The 20,683-nt window shown below is 74.4% G+C and carries 16 protein-coding genes; 14 read left to right on the plus strand and 2 right to left on the minus strand.

The window, feature by feature from the left end:
- Window positions 1–148: 148 nt before the first annotated feature.
- On the plus strand, window positions 149–1,291 hold the full coding sequence (locus K4S16_RS01985; RefSeq protein ID WP_149257074.1) for a sensor histidine kinase: 1,143 nt from the start codon (window positions 149–151) through the stop codon (window positions 1,289–1,291).
- The gene (locus K4S16_RS01990) at window positions 1,288–1,947 is read left to right on the plus strand and encodes a response regulator transcription factor (protein WP_149257075.1); all 660 of its coding nucleotides are present in this window, start codon (window positions 1,288–1,290) and stop codon (window positions 1,945–1,947) included. Before K4S16_RS01985 ends, K4S16_RS01990 begins: the two co-directional genes overlap by 4 nt.
- 30 nt (window positions 1,948–1,977) lie before the next feature.
- Here the strand turns inward: K4S16_RS01990 and K4S16_RS01995 are convergent, their stop codons facing one another.
- Together K4S16_RS01995 and K4S16_RS45490 are read right to left on the minus strand one after the other, a co-directional pair.
- Window positions 1,978–2,337: an STAS domain-containing protein gene (locus tag K4S16_RS01995; protein WP_235036505.1), complete on the minus strand. Its 360-nt coding sequence runs from the start codon at window positions 2,335–2,337 to the stop codon at window positions 1,978–1,980.
- Window positions 2,334–3,653, minus strand: a complete 1,320-nt coding sequence (locus tag K4S16_RS45490; protein WP_235036506.1) for a PP2C family protein-serine/threonine phosphatase — start codon at window positions 3,651–3,653, stop codon at window positions 2,334–2,336. The genes K4S16_RS01995 and K4S16_RS45490 overlap by 4 nt, the downstream gene beginning before the upstream one ends.
- 259 nt (window positions 3,654–3,912) lie before the next feature.
- Between K4S16_RS45490 and K4S16_RS02005 the strand changes: the two genes are divergently transcribed.
- From K4S16_RS02005 to K4S16_RS02060, 12 genes are all read left to right on the plus strand, one after another.
- Window positions 3,913–8,088, plus strand: a complete 4,176-nt coding sequence (locus K4S16_RS02005) for a SpoIIE family protein phosphatase (protein WP_200841646.1) — start codon at window positions 3,913–3,915, stop codon at window positions 8,086–8,088.
- Window positions 8,085–8,432 (plus strand): STAS domain-containing protein, encoded by a 348-nt coding sequence (locus K4S16_RS02010; RefSeq protein ID WP_149257077.1) that lies wholly within the window; start codon window positions 8,085–8,087, stop codon window positions 8,430–8,432. The genes K4S16_RS02005 and K4S16_RS02010 overlap by 4 nt, the downstream gene beginning before the upstream one ends.
- Before the next feature lie 67 nt (window positions 8,433–8,499).
- A complete protein-coding gene (locus tag K4S16_RS02015; RefSeq protein ID WP_149257078.1) occupies window positions 8,500–8,868 on the plus strand; it encodes an STAS domain-containing protein in 369 nt (122 codons plus the stop codon).
- A gap of 223 nt (window positions 8,869–9,091) precedes the next feature.
- Window positions 9,092–10,369 (plus strand): PP2C family protein-serine/threonine phosphatase, encoded by a 1,278-nt coding sequence (locus K4S16_RS02020; protein ID WP_235036507.1) that lies wholly within the window; start codon window positions 9,092–9,094, stop codon window positions 10,367–10,369.
- Window positions 10,366–12,162: a CHASE3 domain-containing protein gene (locus K4S16_RS02025; RefSeq protein WP_149257079.1), complete on the plus strand. Its 1,797-nt coding sequence runs from the start codon at window positions 10,366–10,368 to the stop codon at window positions 12,160–12,162. Before K4S16_RS02020 ends, K4S16_RS02025 begins: the two co-directional genes overlap by 4 nt.
- Entirely contained in the window at window positions 12,159–12,605 is a 447-nt protein-coding gene (locus K4S16_RS02030) for a response regulator (RefSeq protein WP_149257080.1), read from the plus strand. The genes K4S16_RS02025 and K4S16_RS02030 overlap by 4 nt, the downstream gene beginning before the upstream one ends.
- Window positions 12,606–12,676: 71 nt before the next feature.
- Window positions 12,677–13,549, plus strand: a complete 873-nt coding sequence (locus tag K4S16_RS02035; protein WP_149257081.1) for an alpha/beta fold hydrolase — start codon at window positions 12,677–12,679, stop codon at window positions 13,547–13,549.
- 278 nt (window positions 13,550–13,827) lie between these two features.
- Window positions 13,828–14,610 (plus strand): RNA polymerase sigma factor SigF, encoded by a 783-nt coding sequence (locus K4S16_RS02040; protein WP_149257082.1) that lies wholly within the window; start codon window positions 13,828–13,830, stop codon window positions 14,608–14,610.
- Between the two features lie 129 nt (window positions 14,611–14,739).
- Window positions 14,740–15,150 (plus strand): VOC family protein, encoded by a 411-nt coding sequence (locus tag K4S16_RS02045; RefSeq protein WP_149257083.1) that lies wholly within the window; start codon window positions 14,740–14,742, stop codon window positions 15,148–15,150.
- Window positions 15,151–15,355: 205 nt separating this feature from the next.
- The gene (locus tag K4S16_RS02050; RefSeq protein ID WP_149257084.1) at window positions 15,356–15,766 is read left to right on the plus strand and encodes a ribonuclease domain-containing protein; all 411 of its coding nucleotides are present in this window, start codon (window positions 15,356–15,358) and stop codon (window positions 15,764–15,766) included.
- Between the two features lie 15 nt (window positions 15,767–15,781).
- Window positions 15,782–16,144: a barstar family protein gene (locus K4S16_RS02055; RefSeq protein WP_149257085.1), complete on the plus strand. Its 363-nt coding sequence runs from the start codon at window positions 15,782–15,784 to the stop codon at window positions 16,142–16,144.
- 67 nt (window positions 16,145–16,211) lie between these two features.
- On the plus strand, window positions 16,212–20,648 hold the full coding sequence (locus K4S16_RS02060) for a cation-translocating P-type ATPase (RefSeq protein ID WP_149257086.1): 4,437 nt from the start codon (window positions 16,212–16,214) through the stop codon (window positions 20,646–20,648).
- The last annotated feature ends 35 nt before the right edge of the window (window positions 20,649–20,683 follow it).

The following is a 20,683-nucleotide window of genomic DNA, read 5'->3' on the forward strand; positions in this document are numbered from 1 at the left end:
TCGAGCAGGTCGACGGTCATCGGGCCGGGGATGGCTTCTAGCCCTGACGCCCGCGGCGTACGAACGGCACCGCTACACCGCGGGGAGTAGTGGATTTCTCCGCCGCGACGCCGAGGAATCTCGCCGGAAAGAGTCCTAATCTGCACGAATGAGCTCCATGAACCGGTGGCGGCCGCTCGCCGAGGACGGCCTGCTCGCCGTGGCGATGGCCCTCTTCCTGTCGCTCGTCGTGGCCATCACCCCGCACGCGGGCATGCTCGATCTCGCGTTCGCCCTCGCCGGCTCGCTCGTGCTCGTCGCCTGGCGGCGCGCGCCCCTGGTGTCGCTGGTGGGCAGCGCGGGCTGCATGCTCGCGCTCGCGGCGCACGTCCGGCCGGGCCCGGCGGCCGCCTTTCCCGTGATCGTGGCCGTGTTCGCCGCCTTCAGCGCGGGCCACCGGCTGGCCACGGCGCTGGTGGGCGCGGCCTTCCTGGGCGCCGGCCTGATGGTGGGGCTGCCCAGCGCCGAAGGGTCGCTGCGCGACCTCCAGAGCCTCTCGCTGCTGGTCGGCTGGTTCGCGGCGGCCGGCGTGGCGGCGACCGTGGCCCGGCACCGGCAGGCGTACCTGGAGGAGGCCGAGCGGCGGGCCGCCGAGGCCGAGCGCACCCGCGAGGAGGCGGCCCGCCGGCGCGCCGGCGAGGAGCGGCTGCGCATCGCCAGGGAACTGCACGACTCGCTCACCCACAGCATCTCGATCATCAAGGTGCAGGCCGGGGTGGCCGTCCACCTGGCGCGCAGGCGCGGCGAGGACGTGCCGCCCGCCCTGCTGGCCATCCAGGAGGCCAGCGGCGACGCCATGCGCGAGCTGCGCGCCACCCTGGAGGTGCTCCGCGACTCCGACCAGCCCGAGGGCGAGTCCGCGGGCAGCGGTCTCGACCGGCTCGACGGCCTGGTGGAGCGGGCCCGCTCGACCGGGCTGCCGGCCACGGTGACGGTCTCCGGCACGCCGCGGGAGCTGCCGCCCGAGGTGGACCGGGCGGCGTACCGGATCGTCCAGGAGGCGCTCACCAACGTCTCGCGGCACGCCGGTGGCGCGGCCGCGGCGGTGCGCATCGACTACGCGGGCGGGGAACTGATCGTGCAGGTCGACGACGACGGCAAGGCCGACCCGGCCGCGCCGCCCGTCCCCGGCACGGGCCTGCTCGGCATGCGCGAGCGCGTCGCGGCGCTCGGCGGCCGGCTGCGGGCCGAGCCCCGCCCCGAAGGGGGCTTCACCGTCCGCGCCGAGCTCCCCCTCGGGGAGCCCTCGTGATCCGCGTGCTGCTGGTGGACGACCAGGCGCTCATCCGCGGCGGCTTCCGCGCGCTGCTGGAGATCGAGGACGACATCGAGGTGGTGGCCGAGGCGGCGAACGGCGAGCAGGGCGTCGCGCTCGCCGTCGAGCACCGGCCCGACGTCGCCCTCGTGGACGTCCAGATGCCGGTGATGGACGGCATCGAGGCGACCCGGCTGATCGCCGCGGACCGGCGGCTGAGCGGCGTCCACGTAGTGATCCTCACCAACTACGGCCTCGACGAGTACGTCTTCAACGCGCTCCGCGCGGGCGCCTGCGGATTCATGGTCAAGGACACCGAGCCCGCCGACCTGGTGCAGGGCGTGCGGGTCGCGGCCCGCGGCGACGCGCTGCTGTCCCCCGCGATCACCCGCCGCCTGATCGGCGAGTACGTCGCGCGCCGCCCCGAGCCCGCCCCCGAGGGGCTCGACATGCTGACCAGGCGCGAGCGGGAGGTCACCGTGCTGGTGGCCCGCGGCATGTCCAACGACGAGATCGCCGCGCACATGGTGATCAGCCCGGCCACCGCGAAGACGCACGTCAGCAGGGTCCTGGCGAAGCTGCATGTCAGGGACCGCGCCCAGCTCGTGGTGTTCGCCTACGAATCCGGCCTCGTCACCCCGCGGCGCGGCTGACGCGGCCGCGGCCCCACTGCTCGCGCGGCCTCACTGCTCGCGCAGCGCCTTGACGGCCTCGTCGGCGGTGGGGTGGAAGGCGAAGACCTGGTCGAGCCCGGTGATCTCGAAGACCCGGGTGAGGTCGGGGTTCAGCCCGGCGAGCACGATCCTGCTCTGCGCGGCCTGGGCCCGGCGGTAGCCGGCGATCAGCACGGTGATGCCGGTGGAGTCGCAGTAGTTCAGGTCGGTCACGTCGAGCACGGCGCCGCCCCCGGGGGCCAGCGGCAAGGCCTCCAGCGCCTCCCGCAGGCGCGGGGCGGTGTGGTAGTCGAGGTCTCCCGCGACGCGCAGCACGGGGACCTCCGCTCCCTCGGACGGGAGGTTGACGGTGAAGGTGGGCTCGGTCACCGAGGAGGCTCCTGTCCGGACGCGGCTGGACGGCGGGGCACGGAGAGGGCCAGCAACGCCGTGTCGTCACCGACTCCCGCGCCCAGTTCCGTGAGAAGTTTATGGATGTTCGCCAGCAGATTATCCGCTCCGTCACTGGGCTTGCTGGTCAGATGGGCGGTCAGACCCTCGTCTCCGAGCATCGCACCGTCCGGCGTGCGGGCTTCGGTGAGGCCGTCCGTGTACAGCAGGAGGGCGTCACCTGGGGCGAGGCGGACGTCTGCCTGGGCGAAGCGCGGTTCGGGCAGTATCCCGATGAGCTGCCCACCGGGCGTGGGGACGGTGTCGACCGTGCCGTCCGCGCGGACGGCCAGTGCGGGCGGGTGACCGCCCCCGGCCAGGGTCACGGCGAACGAGCCGTCCGGTTCGGGGGCCATGACCCCGAACAGGGCGGTGCAGAACCGGGGGTCGCTCTGGTACTCGCCCTTGAGGACGGCGTCGAGGTTCCCGAGCACGGCGCAGGGGTCGGGGTCGTAGATGGCGGCGGAGCGCAGGGTGTAGCGGGTGAGGGAGGTCAGGGCGGCGGCCTCGGCGCCCTTGCCGCACACGTCGCCGAGGAAGAACGCCCAGCGCCCGTCGTCCAGGGGGAACAGGTCGTAGAAGTCGCCGCCGACCTCGTCCTGGGAGACGGGGTGGTACGCGGCGGCGGCGTCGAGGCCGGGCACCTCGGGCAGGGCGGGCGGCAGGAGCGTGCGCTGCAGGGTGCGCACCAGGCGTTCGGCTCCGGCGCGCATGGTCCGCTCGGCCGTGATGGTGCAGATCGAGGACAGCCGCCGTTCCAGCTCCTGGGCGACCAGCGCCGCCAGGTCGCCCAGGATGCCCAGCTGCTCCTCGGTCGCGTCACGGGGGCGGGTGTCCAGCACGCTGACGGTGCCGAGGCAGTGGCCGTCCGCGGTGGTGATGGGCGCGGCCGCGTAGAAGCGGACGCCCGGCTCGCCGCGGACGAGCGGGTTGGCGGCCGCCGCGGGGTCGGTGAGCGCGTCCGTGACGACGTACGGGGTGTCGCGCAGGATGGCGGAGGCGCACAGGCCGGGGCCGCGGGCGATCTGCGAGACGCCGGGCAGGCCGTGGACGGCCTTGAACCAGACGCGGTCGCGGTCCACGATGCCCACGGTGGCCATGGGCGTGCCGCAGCTGCGCGCGGCCAGGGAGGCGATGGTGTCGAAGGCGCCGTCGGGCGGGGTGTCGAGTATTCGGTAGCGGCGGACGGCCGCCAGCCGCTCCCGCTCGCCGGGCAGAGCGGGGTCGGGTCCGAGGTGGCGGCCGGAGTCCGTCACCGTCACCTCCTGTGGTCGGGAACGGGTCGGCGGCGATTCCGCCAGAAGATGGGCTTTACCCTGTTTGTACTGCTTATCACTTCGGCGGCGATCTGACGGTCGCCGGTCACCGCGGACGCGGCGCGCCGCACGTCCAGGTACCGGGGAAACGGTTGTTGGCTCCGGGTCTGCTGGGGTAAAGGGTTGGCCATGCGGTGCGCGGACGCGCGGGGCGTCCGCCGGATGCGGTGGGTGATCGCCTGAGTGGAAGAGGGGTGCGGTGGCGGTTTCGGAGGACGCCAAAGGTGCCGGGGGCGCCGGACGCGAGCCGCGGGCGGGGGCCGGGCTGTTCTCCGCCGCCGGAGAGATCGGCCCGGATCTCGCGGCCGTCGACTGGGCGGCGACGCCGCTGGGGCCACCCGGCGGGTGGCCGCAGAATCTGCGGACGGCGGTCGACATCCTGCTGTCGTCCCGCTTCCCGATGTGGATGGCCTGGGGCCCCGAGCTGACGTTCTTCTGCAACGCCGCGTACCGCCGCGACACGCTCGGCCGCAAGTACCCATGGGCCCTCGGCCGACCCGCGAGCGAGGTGTGGGCGGAGGCCTGGGACGCCGTCGCCTTCAAGATCGAGACCGTGCTCGGCACCGGGGAGGCGACCTGGGACGAGGGGCTGCTGCTGTTCCTCGAACGATCCGGATACCCGGAGGAGACCTACCACACCTTCTCCTACAGCCCGCTGCGCGACGACGCCCGCGACGTGGTCGGCATGCTGTGCGTGGTCAACGAGGACACCGAGCGGGTCATCGGCGAGCGGCGGATGACGACCCTGCGGGACCTGGGATCCGACCCGAGCATGATCCGGACGGAGGAGGAGACGCTCGCCTTCGCCGACCGGCAGCTGGACCGCAACCGGAAGGACCTCCCCTTCACGCTGACCTACCTCTTCGAGGACGGGGGGACGGCACGGCTCGCCGGGGCGACGGGCGTCTCCCGCGGCCACCCGGCCGCCCCCGCCGGGGTGGCGGTGGACGAACCGGACGCGATCTGGCCCGTGGCGGCGCTGGCGCGGGGAGAATCGGTGCTGATGCGGCTCGATGATCCCCGATTCGGGGTCCTGCCCTCCGGGGACTGGACCCAGCCCCCCGACCAGGCCCTGCTGGTGCCGCTGCTGAGGCAGGGCCGCGCGCCGTACGGGTTCCTGGTGGCCGCGCTGAACCCGTACCGCCAGATGGACGAGGCCTACCGCGGCTTCGTGGAGCTGGCCGCCGGGCACATCGCGGCGGGTATCGGCGGCGCCCGCGGCTACCAGGCGCAGCGGCGGCGCGCCGAGGAGCTCGCCGAACTCGACCGCGCCAAGACGACGTTCTTCTCCAACATCAGCCACGAGTTCCGCACCCCGCTGACGCTGATCATGGGCCCGGTGCAGGAGCTGCGCACCCGGCTGGGCGACGCGGGCGACCAGGTCCACCAGGAGCTGGACGTCATCCACCGCAACGGGCTGCGCCTCGGCAGGCTCGTCAACTCCCTGCTGGACTTCTCCCGCATCGAGGCCGGCCGGATGCAGGCGCGCTACGAGCCGGTCGACCTCGCCGAGGTCACGGCCGAGCTGGCCAGCGTCTTCCGCTCCGCCGTCGACAAGGCCGGCCTCGCCTTCGCCGTCGAGTGCGACCCGCTCCCCGAGCCGGTGTACGTCGACCGCGACATGTGGGAGAAGGTGATGCTGAACCTGCTCAGCAACGCGCTGAAGTTCACCTTCGACGGGGCGATCCATGTCCGGGTGGGCGCCGTGGACGGGATGGCGCAGGTGACGGTGGCCGACACCGGGGTGGGGGTCGCCGCCGACGAGGTGCCGCGGCTGTTCGAGCGGTTCCACCGCGTCGAGCACACCCGCGCCCGCTCCAACGAGGGCAGCGGCATCGGGCTGGCCCTGGTCAAGGAGCTCGTCGGCCTGCACGGCGGGACCATCACCGCCGCCAGCACCGAGGGCGAGGGGACCCGCTTCACCGTCCGGCTGCCGTTCGGGAGCGACCACCTGCCCCCGGACGCCGTCGCCCCGCCGCGCTCCTCCACGGCGGCGTCGGTCACCGCCGACCCCTACGTCCAGGAGGCGCTGCGCTGGCTGCCCGCCGAGCAGCTCGGCGGCGACCCGAACTCCACCGATCCGACGCCGCCCGAGCCGGTCCCGGCGCTCGGGCCCGAGGTCCCCGCGCGGGTCCTGGTCGCCGACGACAACGCCGACATGCGCGAGTACCTCACCCGGCTGCTGCGAGGCGCCGGCTACCAGGTGGACTCCGTCGCCGACGGCCGGGCCGCCCTGGAGGCGGTCCGCGAGACCGGCTTCGACATGGTGGTCAGCGACGTGATGATGCCGCACGTGGACGGGCTGGAGCTGGTCGCCGCGCTGCGCGCCGACCAGCGCACCGCCGCGCTGCCGGTGCTGCTGCTGTCGGCCCGCGCCGGGCAGGAGGCCTCGATCGAGGGCCTGCGGGCGGGCGCCGACGACTACCTGCTCAAGCCCTTCGCCGCCGCCGAGCTGCTGGCCCGCGTGCGGGCCAACGTCGAGCTGGCCCGGCTGCGCGGCCACCACGCCCGCTGGCGCACCGCACTGGTCGAGTCCATGCAGGAGGCGTTCTTCGTCTGCGACGAGGACGGCTCCTGCATCGAGTTCAACACCGCTTTCACCGACATCCTCGGCTACGAGGCCGCCGGGCTGCCCTATCCCCCGGAGCCCCCCTGGTGGCCGGACGAGAAGACCGATCCCGAGGCGCGCCGGGAGGTCGCCGCCGCCTTCGCCGACATGCTGGTGCAGGAGCGCGGCACCCGCAACGTCTCCCTCCGGCACCGCGACGGGCACCGGGTATGGGTCAGCGTGGCCTACAACCACGTCCACGACCCCGAGACCGGGCGGCGCGTCATCGTCGGCACCTTCCGGGACGTCACCGCCGACCACTACGCCATCCAGCGCGAGAGCGCCCTCGCGGCCCTCGGCATGCGCCTCACCGAGGCCGTGAACCTGCCCGACACCCTGGCCGGCGCGCTGGAGGAACTGCGCGACCTGTGGCACGCCGACCGGGTGCTGGCGGCCGTCTTCACCGGCGGCCCGCCCGAGCTGACCTCGACCGAGCCCGGACTGGCCTGGCAGGACCTGCCCGAGGAGCGCCGGGAGGAGATGGCCGCGCTGCGCGAGCACCCGACCCTCACCCCCGTCGCCGAGCACGCCACCGCGATCACGCTCGAACACCCCCGCGGGACCCTGGTCCTCTGGATCGACCTGAACGACCGCCGCCCCTTCACCGACCAGGACCGGCTGCTGCTGTCCCTGCTGGCCGGACGCCTCGCCCAGGGGCTGTCCCGCGCCAACCTGATCGACCAGCAGCGCGAGACCGCCCTCGCCCTGCAGCGCGCCATCCTCGGCCCGTCCGAGCTGCCCGACGGGTTCGCCGTCCGCTACGAGCCCGCGGCGCGGCCGCTGGAGGTCGGCGGCGACTGGTACGACATCTTCGCCCTCCCCGACGGCCGCATCGGCATCATCGTGGGCGACTGCGTCGGCCGCGGCTTGGAGGCGGCCACCGTCATGGGCCAGTTGCGCAGCGCCTGCCGGGCCCTCCTGCTGCAGGACGCCGGGCCGGCCCGGACCCTCACGGCCCTCGACCGCTTCGCCGCCGGCATCCCCGGCGCGCGGTGCTCCACCGTCTTCTGCGGCGTCCTCGACCCTCGGACGGGCGAGCTCACCTACTCCAGCGCCGGGCATCCGCCCGCCATCCTCGCCCAGCCGGACGGCACCACCGAGCTGCTCGACGGGGGCCGGTCCGTCCCGATCGCCGTCGGCTCGGCACGGCCCCGGCCCGTCGCCGCGACCACGATCCCGGCCCGGGCCACCGTGCTGCTCTACACCGACGGCCTCGTGGAACGCCGCCGCCGCTCCTTGTACGAGGGCATCCGGCAGGTGGGCGACGCCGTCCAGGACGGCCGCGAGCAGGGAGTCGACGAGCTCGCCACCCGCATCATGACGAGCCTGGCCCCACCGGGCGGCTACGACGACGACGTCGCGCTCATGCTGTACCGGCATCCCGCGCCGCTGGACGTGAGCTTCCCCGCCGAGTCCTCGCAGCTCGCCCCGCTCCGGGAGGCGCTGCGCGGCTGGCTCGCCCAGTGCCAGCTCCCCCGCCGCACCGCCCAGGGCGTCCTGGTCGCCGCCGGCGAGGCCTGCGCCAACGCCGTCGAGCACGGCCGCCCCACCGGCGGCGTGCACACCATCCGGCTGCGGGCCGAGGCCTTCGTCGACCAGCTGCATCTCACCATCGCCGACACCGGCCGCTGGAAGCCGCCCGGCCCGGACGGCGGCCTCAACCGCGGGCGCGGCACCGCGCTGATGCGCGCGCTGATGAGCAACCTCACCATCACGCCAGGACCGGACGGAACCACCGTCCACATGAACACCAGGATCGGCTCATGAGCACACCCCTGTCCCTCACGACCGCCCGGCGCCCGGACGGGAGGGCGCTCGTGACGGCCGTCGGCGAGATCGACATGAGCAACAGCCGGGCCCTCGCCGCCGCGCTGGCCACCGCGCACGAGGAGAGGGGCGGTCTCGTCCTCGACCTCACCGCGGTCGAGTACCTTGATAGCGCGGGACTGAGCGTTCTGTTCGCCCACGCGGACCATCTCGAACTGATCGCTCCGCGGCTCCTGGAACCGGTGCTGACCCTCTCCGGGCTTCCGGAGCTGGCCACCGTCCGCCTCGCGCCCCCCGGGGCCGCACCCCCCGAGCCCGCGCGGCCCGAGACCGACCACACCTGAAGTCCCGGCGCACCGGTGGCGCCGGACCCCGACCCAGAGGAAAGCGGAACGACGTGGAGGCAACGCCATGGCCGAGGTGACCGGCCACGCGCGGGACGGCCGGACTGTGATCACGATGACCGGTGACCTGGCCCTGGACACCGCGCAGCAGGCCGAGCAGCAGATGCGCCGGCTGCGCGGCGAGCACGGCGAGCACCTGGTCCTCGACCTGAGCGGCCTGCGCTACCTGGACTCGGTGGGCCTCAGCCTGCTGATGCGGTTCTACCTGGCGGCCGAGGGACGCGGCGGCAGCGCCGTGCTGGCCGGACCGCTGCAGGACTCGGTCCGGCGCGTCCTGCAGATCACCCACGTCGACGAGCGCCTGACCATCCATCCGACCCTCGACGACGCGCTGGCGGGCGCGCGGCCGCCGGGTGCCGACCTGCGGAGGACCTGAGTCCGGCGGCCGGCCGGTCCGCGCGGCGACGGCGGCCGTCCGGCGTGGACCCCGGCGGGCACGGCCCGGCCGGGCGGACGGAGGACCACCGGTACATTACGGTCGCGGTCGCGCAGGCCGTGCGGGCGGCGGACGGGTCGGAGCGCGGTGTGCCGCGGATGCATATTTGCCATAAGGCAACTACTATCGGCGCGGCACCGGCGGGGCGGAGGGGGAAGAGGTGGTGGACGGACTGATGTCGCACGGTCTGGAGGCGACCGGTCTTGAGGCGACCTCTCCCGCGCTGCCCGGGCCGCGCATACCGGTCCCGGTGGACGGCGCCGCCGACGGCGGGCCGGAGCTGGGGCCGCTGCGGGTGCTGCTGGTCGAGGACGACTCCGCCGACGCGCTCCTGGTGGAGGACACGCTGGCCGACACCGGGCTGCGGGCGTCCCTGCAGTGGGTGCGCTCCCTTCCCGAGGCGCGGGGCCCGCTGTCCGCGAAACCCGAGCCCGACTGCGTGCTGCTCGACCTGAACCTGGGCGAGTCGCAGGGCATGGCGGTGCTCCGGCAGGTGCTGGAGTGGGCGCCCGGCGCCGCGGTGGTGGTGCTGACCGGGCTCGCGGAGTCGCAGGCGGGGACCGCCGCCCTGGCCGCCGGCGCGCAGGACTACCTGTCCAAGGACCAGCTCGAGTCGGATCGGCTCGGGCGGGCGATCCGCTACGCGGTGCAGCGGCGCCAGGTCCAGCAGGCGGTCGCGGCGCTGCAGGTGGAGCAGATGCGGGCCCAGGAGAACGCCCGGCTGGAGCGCGGGCTGCTGCCGCGCCCGAGGGTGTCCAACCCGGGGCTCCGGGTCGTCGCGCGCTACCGGCCCGGACGGGCGCACTCCCTGCTGGGCGGCGACTTCTACGACGTGGTGGAGACCGGCGACGGCCTGGTGCACGCCGTGATCGGGGACGTGGCCGGACACGGTCCCGCCTCCGCCGCCCTGGGCGTCAGCCTGCGGGTGGCGTGGCGGTCGTTCGTGCTGGCCGGGACCCGCGGGGCCCGGGTGGTCGAGCTGCTCGAAGAGCTGCTCGCCGGGGAGGACGGCGGCTCGGAGATGTTCGTCACCCTCACCACGGCGACCCTGTTCCCCGACCGCCCGGTGGCACAGGTCGTGCGCGCCGGGCACCCCGGGTTCCTGCTGCACGGGCGCGGCGAGGTCCGGCTGGTCGAGCCGCCGGGCGGGCTGGGCGTGGGCATGGTGCCCGGACTCGGCACCTGGCGCGAGCACGAGGTCGCGCTGCCGCCCGGCTCCTCCCTCGTCCTGTTCACCGACGGGCTGTTCGAAGGCCAGATCGACGCCGGCGGCCGGCGGCTGGACCTGACCGGCCTGCTCCGGCTCGCCCAGGGCCACCGCGAACGCTCCCCCGACGACTTCGTCGACACACTGATCACCGACGTCGAGGCGGCCTCGCTCCAGCACGGGGGCCTGGACGACGACGTCGCCGTCATACACCTTGGATGGACTCCCACATGAGCACACCGCCCCTGACGGTGCAGGACGCCGAGCCGGGCGAACCCGCCGGTTCCGCCGCGCCGGCGCCGGCGAAAGGCCCCCCGCCGCGGCGCGGACCGACCGTCCGGGCATGGTTCATGCTGGCCGCGCTGCTGATCGTCGGGCTCACCGTCACCGGCGCCGTGGTGGTCCACAACCTGCTGGAGGAGACCGCGCGGGCCTCCGACCGGCTGGTCGACAGGATCGCACCGGCGCAGGTGGAGGCGAGCCGGCTGCAGATGGCCATGCTGAACCAGGAGACCGGCGTGCGGGGCTACGCCCTGGTGGGCGATCGGCAGTTCCTGCGGCCCTACACCGACGGGGTGGCCACCGAGCAGGAGTCCCTCGCCCGGCTGCGGCGGCTGCTGGCCGACGAGCCCGAGCTCCGCGCCGACATCGACGCGCTCCAGCGGGCGATCGGCGTGTGGCGCCGCGACTACGGCGCCGTCGTGGTCGCCCAGGTCGACGAGCGGGGGCCCGGCGTGGAGGCGGCCGCCACCGCGGCGCGCGGCAAGTCCTCCTTCGACACGGTCCGCGCCACCTGGACGGTCCAGAACCGCCACCTGGCCCAGGTCCGCGCCGAGAGCCGCACCGACCTCCGGCACACCCGCGCGGTGCGGGACTGGACGCTGACGTCCCTGTTCATCGCGCTGCTGGCGACCGCGGCGCTGCTGGCGGCCCTGCTGCACTACGCCGTGGACCGGCCGCTGCGCATGCTCAGCACCGCCTCGCGGCGGGTCGCCGACGGCGACTTCACCCACGTCATCGGCGCGCACGGCCCCGCCGACGTGCGCGAGGTGGCCCACGCGGTGGAGGCGATGCGCGGCCGGATCACGATGGCGCTGGACCAGTCCACCGAGCGCGAGCGCCTGCTCCAGCGGCAGACCGCGGAACTGGACGCGCAGACCGTCGAGCTGCGCCGCTCCAACGCCGAGCTGGAGCAGTTCGCCTACGTCGCCAGCCACGACCTCCAGGAACCCCTGCGCAAGGTCGCCTCCTTCTGCCAGCTGCTGGAGCGCCGCTGCGCCGACCAGCTCGACGAGCGGGGCCACCAGTACATCGCCTTCGCGGTGGACGGCGCCAAGCGGATGCAGGTCCTGATCAACGATCTGCTGACCTTCTCCCGGGTCGGCCGGCTGCACCAGCACCAGCGGACGCTCGCGCTGGACGAGCCGCTCGACCAGGCGCTGGCCAACCTCGACGACGTCGTCGCCGAGGCCGGCGCCCGGATCGAGAGGCCGGATGACCTTCCGCAGGTCACCGCCGACCCGACGCTCATGGTCATGCTGTGGCAGAACCTGCTCGGCAACGCGGTCAAGTTCCGCTCCCCCGACCGCGACGCGGTCGTCCGCGTCACGTGCGAGCGGGAGGACGGGTTCTGGCACCTGACCGTCACCGACAACGGGATCGGCATCCCCGGCGAGTACGCCGACAAGATCTTCGTCATCTTCCAGCGGCTGCACAGCCGCGAGGCCTACGCCGGCACGGGCATCGGCCTGGCGCTGTGCAAGAAGATCGTCGAGTATCACGGCGGGCGGATCTGGCTCGATCCCGACCGCGCGGAGGGCTCCCGCTTCCACTTCACCCTCCCGGTCGAGGAACGGCCCGATGAACCCGAGCAGTCCGACCGGCCCGCCGACGCGGCGTCCGGCGCCGCCGCCTCCGACACCGCCGCCTCCGACACCGCCACGTCCGACACCGCCACGTCCGACACCGCCGCGCCGGACGCCGGCGTTCCGTCCCCGACCACCGACCTCCAAGGAGCCAGTTCGTGACCAGCACCGCCGTCCAGCCCATCACCGTCCTGCTGGTCGAAGACGACCCCGGTGACGAACTCATGACCCGCGAGGCCTTCGAGCACAACAAGGTCGGCAACACCCTGCACGTCGTCCGCGACGGCGCGGAGGCCCTGGACTACCTCTACAGGCGCGGGGACCACCCGGACGCGCCCCGCCCCGACCTGGTCCTCCTCGACCTCAACCTGCCCAAGCGCGACGGGCGCGAGGTCCTCGAAGAGATCAAGACCGACCCGGAGCTCGCCTCCATCCCGGTGGTGGTGCTGACCACGTCGTCGGCCGAGGAGGACATCCTGCGCAGCTACAAGCTGCACGCCAACGCCTACGTCACCAAGCCCGTGGACTTCGACCAGTTCATCAAGGCCATCCGCCAGATCGACGACTTCTTCGTCACCGTCGTCCGCCTCCCGACCCGCCACTGACCCGCGCCCCGTACCGCCTGGCCCGCCCCGGAGGCCGGGTTGGCAGAAGGCGGCGCGGGTAGTGCGCAGTGATGTTCTTCGACGGCTTCACACTGGACCATGTCGACGTCGGTGAGGTCACGCTGCGAGTGCGGCACGGCGGAGCGGGGAAGCCCGTGCTGCTGCTGCACGGTCATCCCCGGACGCATGCCACCTGGCACAAGGTCGCTCCCCTCCTCGCAGAGCGGTACAGCGTGGTGTGCCCGGATCTGCGCGGCTACGGGAAGTCGTCCAAACCCCCGACCGACGCCGGCCACACCCCTTACTCCAAGCGCGCGATGGCCGGGGACATGGTCGCCCTGATGCGGGCGCTCGGCCACGACGAGTTCGCGGTCGCGGGGCACGACCGCGGTGCGCTGGTCGCGTTCCGGACGGCGATGGACCACTCGGCGGCGGCCACCGCGCTGATCGCCATGGACGGGCTGCCGGTGGTCGAGCACCTGGAGCGCTGCGACGCCCGCTTCGCGGCGGAGTGGTGGCACTGGTGGTTCTTCGGGCAGACGGACAAGCCCGCGGAACGGATCATCAGCGCCGACCCCGGCGCCTGGTACACCACCACGGACGAGCACATGGCCCCCGAGGCGTGGGCCGACTTCCGCGAAGCGATCCACGACCCGGCGACCGTGCACGGCATGTTGGAGGACTACCGCGCCGGCCTGGGCATCGACCGCCGGCACGACGAGGACGACCGCCGCGCCGGCCGCCGCGTCCAGTGCCCGACGCTGGTGCTGTGGTCCGCCCGCGACGACCTGGAGGACCTCTACGGCGATCCGGTGCGGATCTGGCGGGACTGGGCCGGCGACGTCACCGGCCGCCCCGTCGACTCCGGCCACCACATGGCCGAGGAGGCCCCCGAGGCCGTGGCCGGCGCGATCGGCGCCTTCCTCGATCGGCACGCGCCCTAGAAACCCGCAGGAGAGTCCCCCCGGCCGAGCCGGGCCGCCCTGGCCGGACAGGGCGGCCCGGCTCGGCCGTCACGCCCGGAAGACCCTTCGTCGCCGCATGGCGGAGAGCCTCTCCGCTTCTGGGACCGCCGTGCCGTGTGAGCACGCCGATACCGGGTACGGAACCGAGCGGCGGATTATTGCCCAATACAAAGATCACGGTGGTCGCGCGGGCGCCTCCCTCCGCCCGAGGACGTCTCCACAGGTCGTGCGCCGCGCGCCGCGGGAAGAGGCGATCATTGGCAGCGGACCGACGCGAATCGATCGACCGGCGCACCCATCAGCTCCTGGAGCGGCTGCACCGCCTCGCCCCGGACGATCCCGTCCGCGAGCGGCTCCGCGCCGAGATCGTCACGCTCAACACCGCCCTCGTGCGCAGCGTCGCACGCCGCTACGCCGGCCGCGGCGAACCGGTGGAGGATCTGGAGCAGGCCGCCTTCGTGGGCCTGGTCTCCGCCATCAACCGGTTCGAGCCCGCCCGGGGCATCCGCTTCCTCGCCTACGCCTACCCGGTGGTCACCGGGGAGGTCCGCCGGCACTTCCGCGACCGGACCTGGGGGGTCAAGGTCTCGCGCCGCATACAGGAGCTGCGCCCGATGCTGCACCGGGCGATGACCGACTTCACCGCGGCGCACGGCCGCTCCCCCACCGCCGCGGAACTCGCCGACCGGCTCGGCGTCGGCCTGGAGGAGACGCTCGACGCGCTGGTGGCCAGCGAGGCCTATCGCCCGCTGTCCCTGGACGCCCCGGCCGGCGGCTCCGAGGAGGGCGACCCCGGCACGCTGGGCGACAGCCTGGGCGCCGACGACCCCGACCTGGAGGGCATCGTCGACGCCCAGGCGCTCCGGCCGCTGCTGGACGAGCTCCCCGAGCGCGAGCGCACCATCGTGCTGCTGCGGTTCTTCGGCAACAAGACCCAGTCCCAGATCGCCGCGCAACTGGGGCTGTCGCAGATGCACGTCTCCCGGCTCCTCGCCCAGACCCTGAAGCGGCTCCGGCAGGGCCTGCTCGCCGGCACTTAGCACCCGGCGGGCGCCGTCCGGCCGCGGCGTCCGTCCTGGCCGCCGCATGGCGAAGCCCGGGCGGCCCATGGCGAGACCCGTGCGGAGTCGGGAAGCGCGGCTGAGGAAGCCGCGGCTAGCGTGATCGGCATGGACATCACCATTCACACGACCTTCCTCCCCCATGACGACCCGGAGGCCTCGGTGGCCTTCTACCGCGACGCGCTCGGCTTCGAGGTCCGCAGCGACGTCGGCGGCGGCAGGATGCGCTGGATCACGGTCGGCCCGCCCAAGCAGCCGGACACCTCGATCCTGCTGGCGCCGCCGGCCACCGACCCCGGCGTCACCGACGACGAGCGCCGCGTCATCGCCGAGATGATGGCCAAGGGCACCTACGGCTGGATCCTGTTCGCCACCCCCGACCTCGACGACGCCTTCGGGCGGGTCCAGGCCGCGGGGGCCGAGGTCGTCCAGGAGCCGACCGAGCAGCCGTACGGGGTCCGCGACTGCGCCTTCCGCGACCCGGCGGGCAACCTGGTCCGCATCCAGGAGCTGCGCTGATCCGGCGGCGGACGATCGGTTTCGTCCACTTCATTCCTTGAATCCGAATTCGAGGGATCACGAGCTATTCATAGAAACTTGGCGGCTTTGTATCGACTACGCCCATGAGCAAGGTCATCATGGCGGCGTTCGCCCCCGGTCCCGGGAGCGCCGGGCCCGAGGGAACCGTCCCCTCCGGGGACTCACTCGTTCGTAGGAGGTACCTGTGCTCAAGCAGCGCTCCCGGCCGTCCTGGACGAAACGAGCCGCCGCCACCCTGGTGGCCGCGACGTGCGCGACGGGCGTCACCGCCAACGTCCCGGCAAGCGCGACGGTCTACGGATCCTGCACGATCTCACGCTGCTCCGACGGCCGCTACGCCGCCTCGGTGTGGGCCGGGAAGGGGTGGCCGGCCACCTCGGGCTGGTATTCCTGGCCGGACGGCCTGTACAACTACACCGGCGGCGTCTACCACAACTACGACGGCCAGCTCCCCTCCAGCGCCACCTACCACGAGTACGACGTGTACTCGCGGAACAAGGGCGCTTCGCGCGACGCCTACCGGATCGTCCACGGCAGCACCGGCGCCGTCTACTTCTCCCCGGACCACTACTCGAACTTCTACAAGATCTCCTAGAACGGGACCCGTCCGATGACCTCGCCGCCGCCCTGGTTGACGCTGACCAGTGACCCGGTGCGGGCCGCCGTCGACGGGCACGACTGCCGGACCCGCGCCGCCTTCTTCCGGGAGGCGGCGCGGGCCCTCGGCTTCCCCGCCTACTTCGGCCGCAACTGGGACGCGTTCCTGGACTGCCTGCGCGACCTCGACCGGCCCGCCTTCACCGTGGCGCGCGCCGACGAGCTCCTGGCCGAGGAGGAGCCGCGCCAGCTGGCGATCCTCCTGCAGATCCTGGCGGAGGAGGGGCCGCCCACGACCTTCGCCGCCGCCCCCGACCGGATGCCCGTCCTGCGCGCCCGCCTGGCCGCCGCGCTCCCTCCCGACCAGGTCACGTGAGCGGTGAACTTCCGCAAACAGGTTTTGATACGCGCTTAGGCCCCGTTTGAGGGGTTAGGGCTGCGTCATGGCCCTTGACTTCCTGCGCCGCGGACTGGCGGCGGCCGCCGCCCTCCCCGGCGGAGAGACCGTCGTCGCCGCGGCGGACCACGCGGGGGCTCTGGGCGTCCGGACGGGGGCTCTCGGGGTCCGGGCGGCGTCCGTCCCGATCCGGCGGGCGGGACGCGTCCTCGGCGGAGTCGAGGGCATGGTGGGGCGGGCCCTCCGGCCGGCGCGGACCGTCCACCGGTACCCCGAGCGGCTGCACATCGAGCTGCGGCACCTGCACAGGGCGGAAAGGCGGTCCGAGGCGAAAGCCCTGGAGCACGCCGTCGAAGGGCTTCCCTCCGTGCATTGGGCGCGCGTCAACGCGGCCCTGGGACGGTTGATCGTCCACGTGTCCGACGAGGTCTCACCGGAGACCGTCCTGGAGGTCGTCGAGGCGCTGGACGAGGCGTTGGAGGGCGAGGTGCCCGTTCTGGGCGGATCCGCGGCGCCGCCCGCGGCGCTGGCCCTCGGCGCCGACCTGGTGGGGCTCACGATCACGGGGGCGCAGCGGGTGCTCGGGCGGGCTCTGCTGCCGTCCGAGCTCTCGGGGCTGGTGGCGTTCGCGGACACGGTGCCCCTCCTGCGCGGAATCCTGGAGCGGGCCGTGCCGGGTGCGCCGATCGAGCGCTGGCTGCCGCTGACCCAGGCCGCCGTGCAGGCGCTGACGTCCAGCGGGGCGGGCCTCGCCGTCGACGCGGCGCAGCGGCTGTGGCAGTGCCGCGAGGCCGCCGCCACCGGCCGGCTGTGGCGGCTCGCCGAGGCGGAGCTGACCGGCGCCCCCGAGCGGGCCGCCTCCACCGCCGCCCCCGGCGGGCCCGCACGCGAGCTGCCCGACGGGCCGCCGGAGCGGCACGCGCGCCGGATGCTCGCCGTCGGCCTCGGCGGGATCGCGCTCGGCGGGCTCCTGACCGGAAGCGGGCGCCGCGCGCTGGACGTCGGGGTCTCCGCGGTGCCGAAGGCGCCCCACGCCGCGCGCGAGGTCTTCGCGGCCGAGCTCGCGACCCGGCTGGCCGGGCAGGGGGTGCTGGCCCTGGACCCGAGGGCGCTGCGCCGCCTTGACCGGATCGACACGGTGGTGCTGGACGCCGGCGCCCTCCAGGCCGGGGACCTGGTGGTGGACGAGGTCGCCGTGCTCGCGGACACGTCGGAGGCCGAGGTGTCCGAACGCGTCCACGCGCTGTTCGACCTCAAGGCGCCGGACGAGGTCCGGGAGGCGGACGGATGGTCCCTCGGCCCGGTCGGGAGCGTGCTGCCCGGCCGGAGGCTCCCGGCCGAGGGCCGGGAACTCCTCCGCGGTCCGGGGCCGGTGCTGGCCCTGGCCGAGGACGGACGGCCGCGCGCCTTCATCCGCATGCGCCGCTCCCTGCGGGATGAGACGAACGCCCTGGTGACCGCCGCGCGCGAGGCCGGCGCGACGATCGTGCTGGCCGGTTCCGGCGTCGAGCTGCCGATCCCCCCGGACGCCACCGCCCCCGGCGGCGCGGACCTCGCCGCCTCCGTCCACGGACTGCAGCAGGACGGGGCGTGCGTCCTGCTGGTCTCGGGCGATCCGGAGGCTCTCGCCGCGGCCGACATCGGCGTGGCGGTCCGGACGGACGGTGCGCCGCCGTGGGGCGCGCACCTGATGGTCCTGCGGGACCCGGCCGCGGCCGCGTACGTCGTCGCGGCGGTCGCCGCCGCACGCCGCGTCAGCGAGCGGGGCGTCATGCTCGCGTGGTCGGGCACGGGGGTGGCCGCGCTGCTCGCCCTCACCGGGCCGCCCGGAAAGGCGGCGGACCGCGCCCTGGCGGCCGTCAACGGCGCGGCGGCCCTGGGCATGGTCCACGGCGCCTGGACGGCCCGCGAGGTGATGCGGCGCGTTCCGGCGCCGCCGCTGGCGTCCACGCCCTGGCACGCCATGCCCGTGGAGGCGGTGCTGGACCGGCTGGACAGCCGTCCGGGCGGCCTGTCCGGCGACCAGGCGCGCGAGCGCGGCACGCGCGGACCGGAGCGCGAAGAGGGAGGCCGGCCGCTGCTGCGAGCCGTGCTCCAGGAACTGGCCAACCCCCTGACGGCGGTGCTGGCCGCGGGCGCGGCCGGCGCGGCGGCGGTCGGCTCGCCGGCCGACGCCGCGCTCGTCGCCGCGACCATCGGCCTGTCCGGCCTGGTGGGCGGGCGGCAGCGGGTCTCCGCCAACAAGATCATCGCGGGGATCTCGGCCCGGTCCGGCGGGCCCGTCCGCGTCCTGCGGGACGGCGAGGAGACCCGGGTGCCGGCGGAGGACCTCGTCCGCGGCGACGTCCTGGTGCTCGCCGCGGGGGACGCCGTCCCGGCCGACTGCCGGCTCGTCACCGCGCGCGGGCTGGAGGCCGACGAGTCGTCCCTCACCGGCGAGTCCCTCCCGGTGTCCAAGGACACCGCGCCGACCCTGACCCGGCACGTCGCCGAGCGCCGCTGCATGCTCTACGAGGGCACCTCGATCGCCGCCGGGGACTGCACCGCCGTGGTCGTCGCGCTCGGCGACGCCACCGAGAGCGGGCGGGCCATGGCCGCCTCGCTGGCCTCGGGCCCCACCACCAGCGGCGTGGAGGCCCGCCTCAAGCAGATCACCGAGGCGACCACGCCGATGGCGCTCGGCGCGGCCCTCGGCGTCGTCACCTCGGGCCTGCTGCGCGGCGGACCGCTGCGCCGCGCGCTGTCCGAGGGCGTCAACCTGGCCGTCGCGTCCGTCCCGGAGGGGCTCCCGCTGCTGGTCAGCGCCGCGCAGGTGGCCGCGATCCGGCGGCTCGCCGACCGGGGGATCTTCGTCCGCGACCCGCGCACCATCGAGACGCTCGGCCGGGTCGACGTGCTGTGCTTCGACAAGACCGGCACCCTGACCGAGGGCCGCATCACGCTCGCCGGCATCGCCGACCACCGCCACGAGGGGGACGCCGACCGGCCGGACGAGCCGCTCCGCGGCGTCCTGGCCGCCGCCCTGCGCGCCACACCGCTCCCCGCCAACGGGCGGCACAGCCACGTCACCGACGCCGCCGTGGACGAGGGCGCCGCGAAGGCGGGCGTGGACCGCGACTTCGGCGGGGCGTGGAAGCAGATCCACAGCATGCCGTTCGAGCCGTCGCGGGCGTTCCACGCGACCCTCGGCTCGTTCGGCGGGGAACCGACGGTGTTCGTCAAGGGCGCCCCGGAGGTCGTGCTCCCGCTCTGCGCCCGCACACCGGACGGCGAGCTCGACCGCGAGACCCGGCGGCGCATTGGCACGCGCGTCGAGCGGCTCGCGTCCAGCGGCCACCGCGTCCTCGCCGTCGCCGAGCGCCGCATGCCGGACGGCGCCGAGACGGTCGGCGAGGACGAGGTGACGGGCATGACCTTCCTCGGGCTGCTCGGACTCGCCGACACCGTCCGCGCCACCGCCGCGCCCGCGGTCGCCGAGCTGCGCGCCGCCGGCGTCCAGATCATCATGCTCACCGGCGACCACCCGGCGACCGCCGCGGCGATCGCCGCCCAGGTCGCCGGCGACAGCGTCGAGCACCGCGTCATCACCGCCGACGAGATCGACCGGCTTGACGACGACGCCCTGTCGGAGGCCCTGATCGGCGTGGACGTCGTCGCCCGCTGCACTCCCGTCCACAAGGTCCGCGTCGTGCGCGCCCTGCGCGGGCGGGGCCGCATCGTCGCGATGACGGGCGACGGCGCCAACGACGCGGCCGGCATCCGCCTCGCCGACGTGGGCATCGCGCTCGGCCGGCGCGGCACGGCCGCGGCGCAGGCGTCCGCGGACCTCATCGTCGCCGACGACCGGCTGGAGACCATCGTCTCCGCGCTCGTGGAGGGGCGCGCCATGTGGGCGTCGGTCCGCGAGGCCCTCGCCATCCTGGTCGGCGGCAACCTCGGCGAGATCGCCTTCACGCTGCTCGGCTCGCTGCTGACCGGCCGCGCCCCGCTGTCGGCCCGCCAGATGCTGCTGATGAACCTGCTCACGGACCTGGCCCCCGCCCTGGCCGTCGCCGTCCGCGTCCCGACCGAGGAGACCAGCACGGTGCTGCTGTCGGAAGGCCCGGAGACCTCGCTCGGCTCCGCCCTGACGCACGACATCGCGCACCGCGCGGCGGTGACCACGCTCGGCGCGCTGACCGGCTGGCTGGCGGGCCGCTTCACCGGCCCGGCCGTCCGCGCCCGCACCATCGGCCTGGTCGCCCTCATCGGCACCCAGCTCGCCCAGACGCTCAAGGCGGGCCACAACGACCGCGCCGTCCTCATCAGCGCGCTCGGTTCGGCGGCGCTCCTGGCGGTCATCGTCCAGACGCCGGGCGTCAGCGGCTTCTTCGGCTGCATCCCCCTGGATCCGATCGGCTGGGCCACGGCCGCGGGGGCGATCGCCGCGGCGATGGCGGTCAGCCGCTTCCTCCCGGCCGCCGACCGGCGCTCCGCCCCCTGACTCCTGGGGCGGCCGGGGCCACGGGCCCTCGCCGG

This window comes from Actinomadura sp. K4S16, assembly GCF_008327685.1.
In the GTDB taxonomy this organism is placed as follows: Bacteria; Actinomycetota; Actinomycetes; order Streptosporangiales; family Streptosporangiaceae; genus Spirillospora.

Excerpts from the sequence above, each read along its gene's own strand:
- K4S16_RS01985 (WP_149257074.1), top strand. The coding sequence starts at position 149 with ATGAGCTCCATGAACCGGTGGCGGCCGCTCGCCGAGGACGGCCTGCTC.
- K4S16_RS02010 (WP_149257077.1), top strand. The coding sequence starts at position 8,085 with ATGAGCACACCCCTGTCCCTCACGACCGCCCGGCGCCCGGACGGGAGG.
- K4S16_RS02015 (WP_149257078.1), top strand. The coding sequence starts at position 8,500 with ATGGCCGAGGTGACCGGCCACGCGCGGGACGGCCGGACTGTGATCACG.
- K4S16_RS02055 (WP_149257085.1), top strand. The coding sequence starts at position 15,782 with ATGACCTCGCCGCCGCCCTGGTTGACGCTGACCAGTGACCCGGTGCGG.
- K4S16_RS02045 (WP_149257083.1), top strand. The coding sequence starts at position 14,740 with ATGGACATCACCATTCACACGACCTTCCTCCCCCATGACGACCCGGAG.
- K4S16_RS02025 (WP_149257079.1), top strand. The coding sequence starts at position 10,366 with ATGAGCACACCGCCCCTGACGGTGCAGGACGCCGAGCCGGGCGAACCC.
- K4S16_RS02060 (WP_149257086.1), top strand. The coding sequence starts at position 16,212 with ATGGCCCTTGACTTCCTGCGCCGCGGACTGGCGGCGGCCGCCGCCCTC.
- K4S16_RS02035 (WP_149257081.1), top strand. The coding sequence starts at position 12,677 with ATGTTCTTCGACGGCTTCACACTGGACCATGTCGACGTCGGTGAGGTC.